The 5729-nt window shown below is 32.2% G+C and carries 7 protein-coding genes; 3 read left to right on the top strand and 4 right to left on the bottom strand.

Going from position 1 to position 5729, the window contains the following annotated elements; all coding sequences use genetic code 11:
• Positions 1 to 83 precede the first annotated feature (83 nt).
• From N456_RS08560 to N456_RS08575, 4 genes are all read right to left on the bottom strand, one after another.
• Positions 84 to 1439: a site-specific integrase gene (locus tag N456_RS08560; RefSeq protein ID WP_062055944.1), complete on the bottom strand. Its 1356-nt coding sequence runs from the start codon at positions 1437 to 1439 to the stop codon at positions 84 to 86.
• 29 nt (positions 1440 to 1468) lie between these two features.
• Positions 1469 to 1831, bottom strand: a complete 363-nt coding sequence (locus N456_RS08565) for a hypothetical protein (protein ID WP_148639256.1) — start codon at positions 1829 to 1831, stop codon at positions 1469 to 1471.
• 95 nt (positions 1832 to 1926) lie between these two features.
• Positions 1927 to 2694 carry a MerR family transcriptional regulator gene (locus tag N456_RS08570; protein WP_062055956.1) on the bottom strand — a complete coding sequence of 256 codons (768 nt, stop codon included), beginning with the start codon at positions 2692 to 2694 and terminating at the stop codon, positions 1927 to 1929.
• Positions 2695 to 2837: 143 nt separating this feature from the next.
• Positions 2838 to 3605 carry a hypothetical protein gene (locus N456_RS08575; protein WP_062055958.1) on the bottom strand — a complete coding sequence of 256 codons (768 nt, stop codon included), beginning with the start codon at positions 3603 to 3605 and terminating at the stop codon, positions 2838 to 2840.
• Positions 3606 to 3837: 232 nt separating this feature from the next.
• On the opposite strand from N456_RS08575, the gene N456_RS08580 reads away from it, so the two are divergent.
• The 3 genes from N456_RS08580 (at position 3838) to N456_RS08585 (ending at position 5670) form a co-directional block, all read left to right on the top strand.
• Entirely contained in the window at positions 3838 to 4152 is a 315-nt protein-coding gene (locus N456_RS08580) for a hypothetical protein (RefSeq protein ID WP_062055960.1), read from the top strand.
• Positions 4149 to 4283: a hypothetical protein gene (locus N456_RS25140; RefSeq protein ID WP_262482824.1), complete on the top strand. Its 135-nt coding sequence runs from the start codon at positions 4149 to 4151 to the stop codon at positions 4281 to 4283. The genes N456_RS08580 and N456_RS25140 overlap by 4 nt, the downstream gene beginning before the upstream one ends.
• 106 nt (positions 4284 to 4389) lie before the next feature.
• On the top strand, positions 4390 to 5670 hold the full coding sequence (locus N456_RS08585) for a hypothetical protein (RefSeq protein ID WP_062055962.1): 1281 nt from the start codon (positions 4390 to 4392) through the stop codon (positions 5668 to 5670).
• Positions 5671 to 5729 lie beyond the last annotated feature (59 nt).

The following is a 5729-nucleotide window of genomic DNA, read 5'->3' on the forward strand; positions in this document are numbered from 1 at the left end:
ATCTTGCGATTAAACTGAAATTTTCACCATGCACCGCAATTAAGATAAAAGCAGGGTGTAGAAGCAGGGTATTATATTTATAATTATTCAAAAATATGAAGTTCTTTTACAGCCTTCGCTACTATTTTTTGATTTATATAGTGCTTTTGTAATACTTCATCATTGGAGTGCGAAGATAGTAATTTACTATCTCCTTTCATAGCCAAATCCAGATAGGTAAGATATGTTTTACGTAAGCATTTAAATTGTAAACTCCTATCCGTATTCAATTGATTATAGAAAAAAGAAAAGCCATTGGTCATTCTATTTTTTATAGCACCAATGCTTGTTCTTTTTCGATCAGGGCATATAATAAAATCCGTAGACCCTTTTTTTTCCTGATATCCCATTCGTAGTAAAACTTTCATTAGTCCAGAGGTAATAGGCATAATTTTAGGGGCTATACTATCTTGCCCTTCTTGTTTTGTAATTCGTTCCACCTTTAAGTTACGGACTTCTATATAGGTAGGTTTTCCATCTATTTCTTTTATCATATCCCATCTTAAAATAGCTATTTCCTCACGACGACCTCCTGTATGTAAGGCAAGTTCCAAAGCGTCTTTAAGATAGGAACAGAAGTAATTCATTTTTTTTGTTGTTCCTCTCTTTGTTTTTCTTTCAAATTTCCCATTTTCAAGAGTAATCTGTACGAGTAGTTTCTTAAATTCATCCCCTGTAATGGTTTCCTTTTTGTATACCGTAGGTTTGTTCTTTACTTTATCAAAAGGGTTCTCCTCAATCTTAAGGTTATAATTTTGAATAACCCATTTATAGAATATCTTTAGATTCCCCATATGTTTATTGTAAGTTCTGCTTTTAAGCCCTCGTGCATTAAGACTAGCATGAAAATACCCAACATGAGAATCGTCAACCCTATCAATAAGAAGCAATCGTTTATTTATATCATATTCTTTTAGACAGTCATTGAAATACTCCAGACTTTTTAAAAGTTGTTTTATATAATCTTTGCTATGATTTTTCTTCTGGTGGTGTGGTACATCTATATCTGCTAAAAAATCAATATAGCGTATCTGTGCATCAAAAAGATAGGTTCTTGTTGTTGCTTTTTTTTGATTGATTGGATTTGGATTATGCCCATGAAGTGTTCGCTTAAATTCTGCTCTAAACTCCACCGCTTCTATAATCGCTTCATCATACCTTTTGGATTGGAGTACTTTGGACACCTCTCCTTTACGAGTTCCTGGGATGTGAACTTTTACTTTGTAACTCTGTTTGTCTTTAAATTTACAAGAAGAAAGCCGACCTTTAGATTGTCCACATACAGGTTCGAGAACTTTTTTTTCTTCCTGTTTTTTTGTCCACGAAAAATGTTTTCTACACTTACTACAGTACACCACCATCCCTTTATACTTTTGGGTTGGTAATTTTAATTGCTTCATATTGTTTTCTTTTTTAAGTTATTACTATTCTACGTTTTAGAAAATGCCTTGGCAAAAGAAGATTTTGGATTGGATCTTGAAGTTATTTTACCCTCCGTATAGTTTTCCTCCTCGCTGGTAGCTAACAAATAACTATTCAAATCCTCCGTTTTATAGTATCCATATAGTTCCTCCCAATTCTCTGGATATTTTTTCTTTAATAGTTGCGTAATCTTTCTATCTACTTCGATATCCACAAGAAATCGATAGGTCATTTTCTTTTTCCCAATGGGTATGATGGGAAGGTTATAATTTTCACACCATTTTAAAGCGGTTCTGGGATCTCTGGCTCTTATCATTTTTGATAATTCGCTCATTTCAATTAATTTCTCATTCGTTTCATTTGTATTCATTTTAATACTTAATTGCTGTTTCTCCAATTGTAGTGTCGGTCAAAACAGTAGTTATAAGTGTGCATGACTTGTAGCGGTCATCTAGCGTTTAATTGTTATCTATTAAAATTGGTTCTAATTGTTCTGTGTGCAGAAACAATCTTGCCATTTTGTTGTTTTATTTCCATATTTTGATATTCTCCAGACTCTATAAGCTTTTCAATTTTGTCTAAATCTTGAATTCTTTCGACACCTTCGATTGAGTCTACATCACCATTTCTTTTGGTGACTTTAATAGTTTTAAAGGTTTTGTTTCTCATTATTTTAAGAATCTCTACTTCATCCTCTGTTAGTCCTGCTGTTTCGCTAAAATTCGGTAGTTTATAAACAGGATCAAGATTTAGCTTAACTGCTTTATGTAAAGAAAGTGCTGTGTGGTTCTCGATTTCTCCAGATTTAAGTTTTAAGAAATAATCTTTTTCGTCAAGCATCCAAATGGCATCAATTCCGTTATCATAAGAAATGATAATGAAGATGGGTTGATTGTAGAGTAGTGTTAAAAATGTGTAATACTCTAGAGCAGGGTATTCTTTGTTATCTTCAGTTGTAATCATTTCGAATAAGACTTCCTTGCAGGCTTTCATTTCTGTGTGAGTAAACCGTAATTGTTTCAATTCATTTAGAATACCCATCCAAACAATGTCAATAGCGCTAAAATAGTTCCATCTGCGTAGTGCATTTGGATCTCGCTTTTCATCCAATACACCGGATTGTTTCCAACTGTGGATTGTTCTTCTTGAAATTCTTTGTAAGTCCTTTGCTTCGAATACCAATTCATTTAAAGCCTTACTGTGGTTTTTAAAATCTAACTGATTTGATTTCATAAATTTTGATTATAACTATTTTTTCTATCGCTAATATATTGTTTTTTTACATTACGTTACAATGTTGTAACGTAAAATTTAGTCAAGCTTATATTTTCATGAAATGAATTTCAACCGCTCTGTTCTGGTTTTTTGTTTAACTCTTACTCTTTACTCTTTATGGCTAGCAGTTCCTTAAGGGCTTCTGTCTGCCCTTTCTGAGCTTCAAAAGCCATTTTGTTACATTCCGCTATGTCTTTAACTAGTTTTTGGATATTCTCTTCAAGTTCAGCTACTTTATCCTCTGTACTTTGAACGACTTCTTTATTTAATTTAGCAATATCCTGTTCGAGATTTGTCTTAGCGATTAAATTGTTTATTTTTTTTCGGCATAGAGAAATCATTCTGTCAAACATTTCCGTGATCTCCACTTTTTTTTCCGACAGATTATCTGCTGATAATGATTTATTTAAGTGAGTTTTAATATTGAATAATTCATTTTCTGTGCCTTTGCAGGAATCTCTTTCTTCTTTGTTTTTTAGAAGCCTATTTTCTTCTATGAAAAGTTCAAATCGCTTATCGATTTCCTTAGATATTCCATTAATAAATTCTTTGTTTGGATTGTAAGCGATTCTTTCTTTTGATAAGAAGGCATCTTTAACGCCAATGGTTTGGTCGTAAAAGAAATTAAAATCAAGATTAAATTGCTTTCCAAGGTTAATTATTAAAGGATGTGGGGCATGTTTCTCTTTTCCTCCTTTTACCTCTTTTCCTCTCATATGGGTAACAATATATTTATTGTATGGATAAAATTTTACTCCAAAGGAATAGTCATTTACAAGGTCAAGATTTGTTTGTGTTTCCTTATGCAATGCTATTAGATAATCTATGAGTTTTAGGGTCTGATTGTCTATTATTTTGAGTTGAGACATGTTAAATTAGTGTTAAAATACAATCGATATATAAATATTATATACTGATTATAAGGCATTTATACTTATTTTGGTTTAAAGCATGTATGTTTCATAGCAACTAATGTATAGAATTTATATAAATTTGAAGCAATATATATAAAATTTATATTTATAGATCTATGATTTATTATAGTCACAAATATATATAAATTTAATATATATATTATATAAAATTTATAAATAATTAAGAATGTACACAAAAAAAGAATTTAACGAACAATTGAAAACGCTCTATACCTATTATAAAGAGCCTATTGATCAACTCGCAGAACGTTCTGGATTAAGCAGACCAACAGTTACTAAATTTTTAGAAGGAAATGCGTTACGATCTTATAATCAAGACAAACTAATAGAAGCGGTACTTAAGATGAATGAAGAAGCACAGGCAAAAAGAAAATCTCTTCAGGAAAGAGGAAAGCGCATCATACAATTAGAATTAGCACTAGTTGCAAGGAATAATACAGGGAACATGAATCTGTCTCATAAAAACTCAGGGGAACAATGAAGATTATAGCAATTCGAGAAGCTCAAAAGGAAAAATTTCTTAGTACACTAAAGCATGTGTTTAAACGTAGGGCTAGACCAAGTAGCACCCGTATTCATTATCGAAAAGTGCTTATCAAAAGAGATGAGTAAGCGATATCCTTTCTATTCTAAATAAGGAATCAGTAGCGTGAATTTCTTTTCAATACTACTTGAATCTTCATGTTTTGTTTTTCAGTTTAAAAATATAGCAGTTATTATGATTATTAATTATTCCCTTTCATTTAAGAGATTGGATAGATTTACATTTCAATTTAATAACAATCAAGAAGCGATTAGCACGCAGATTAGACAATCGATGCTAGCTACCGCTAGAGAAGTTATTAAAGTTTATGGAGCATTTCTAACAAAATCTAATAAGATATCCCCTTTAGACTTTCATAATCTACCTTCTTTACGAACAAATAACATACAATTAGCAAAGATTACACAAGCTAGTGGAAGAACTATGCAAAGGCATATAAAACGCCTTTTAGAGTGTGGGATATTAACTAAGAAAATATGGCATGGTTCTCATTCTAGTTATGAGTTGTTTATAAATCCAAAAATACTGTGGATAAATGGGTTAGGAAGTGTTGATAACACACAAAACAACAGAAAAGAAGAAAAAACATTAACTACTGATAATCAAGTTTTTAAAAAAATAAACTCGTCAAAATGTCCTCATTCATACACTTATAAAAGAACTTATAAAACAAATAATACACTAATAGCTGTTGAAAAGCTTCGGAACAGTTGGAGAGTGAATTTTGGTAGAGCATCTGGATTAACTCAAAAAACAACTAAAAAAGAGACTAAAAAAACACGAAGGAAAGACCTTTTAGCAGAAGATGCACGAAGGAAAGATGCTTGGCGGGATCAAATCGAGTTTGATGAAAAAACTGCGCAGGGTAGGCAAACTGGCGCGGAAAAAATCAAGATTAGGCAACATAAAAATTGTGAACACTCTTTTTGTGACCCTTCCCGCCACGCTTTCCTATTGCAACATGTCGATGAACTTTGGAAATTAGCAAAGGAGAAACTCTACAAAAATATCTGGTTAAATAAACGCCAATGTGACATCGCAAAGACACTTTTGTATAAGTGGTATGAACCTGTGTCAAATGAAAGAATTAAGCATACACATCAAGTCTATATTGAACGTATTGATTTGGTGGTCAAGTACATTGAAAAAGATCCTTTGAATCGATTTGTAACACTCCCTTACCTCTATTTTGATTGTAAAAACCCAAAAGGGTTTGCAGGAACGAAATCTTGGTATGAAGCTGAAAAAGCATACCAAATTAAATCGAAATTTCAGCGAATAGTACGGGAGCAAATCCGAAAATTTAAAAAAAATGAAGCAAAAGATACAGCAGAAGCACGCCCAAGATTGGAGGTATACAGGGAATGCGAGCAGCGCCTAGATAAATTGGAGATACCAGCGTTAGTAAAACAATTTTATGCCGCTGTCATAAAGACTCCTAAGCAATATATATAAACTTAAAAAAAGGAACAAATGCATCAAAAAACTAAAGAGAAACGCTCACGACTTGGGTT

Source organism: Aquimarina longa SW024 (assembly GCF_001401755.1).
In the GTDB taxonomy this organism is placed as follows: domain Bacteria; phylum Bacteroidota; class Bacteroidia; order Flavobacteriales; family Flavobacteriaceae; genus Aquimarina; species Aquimarina longa.

What these genes read in the sequence shown, in the direction of transcription:
- N456_RS08575 (WP_062055958.1), bottom strand. Translation starts at nt 3,605, where the DNA reads ATGTCTCAACTCAAAATAATAGACAATCAGACCCTAAAACTCATAGAT.
- N456_RS08570 (WP_062055956.1), bottom strand. Translation starts at nt 2,694, where the DNA reads ATGAAATCAAATCAGTTAGATTTTAAAAACCACAGTAAGGCTTTAAAT.
- N456_RS25140 (WP_262482824.1), top strand. Translation starts at nt 4,149, where the DNA reads ATGAAGATTATAGCAATTCGAGAAGCTCAAAAGGAAAAATTTCTTAGT.
- N456_RS08560 (WP_062055944.1), bottom strand. Translation starts at nt 1,439, where the DNA reads ATGAAGCAATTAAAATTACCAACCCAAAAGTATAAAGGGATGGTGGTG.
- N456_RS08585 (WP_062055962.1), top strand. Translation starts at nt 4,390, where the DNA reads ATGATTATTAATTATTCCCTTTCATTTAAGAGATTGGATAGATTTACA.
- N456_RS08580 (WP_062055960.1), top strand. Translation starts at nt 3,838, where the DNA reads ATGTACACAAAAAAAGAATTTAACGAACAATTGAAAACGCTCTATACC.
- N456_RS08565 (WP_148639256.1), bottom strand. Translation starts at nt 1,831, where the DNA reads ATGAATACAAATGAAACGAATGAGAAATTAATTGAAATGAGCGAATTA.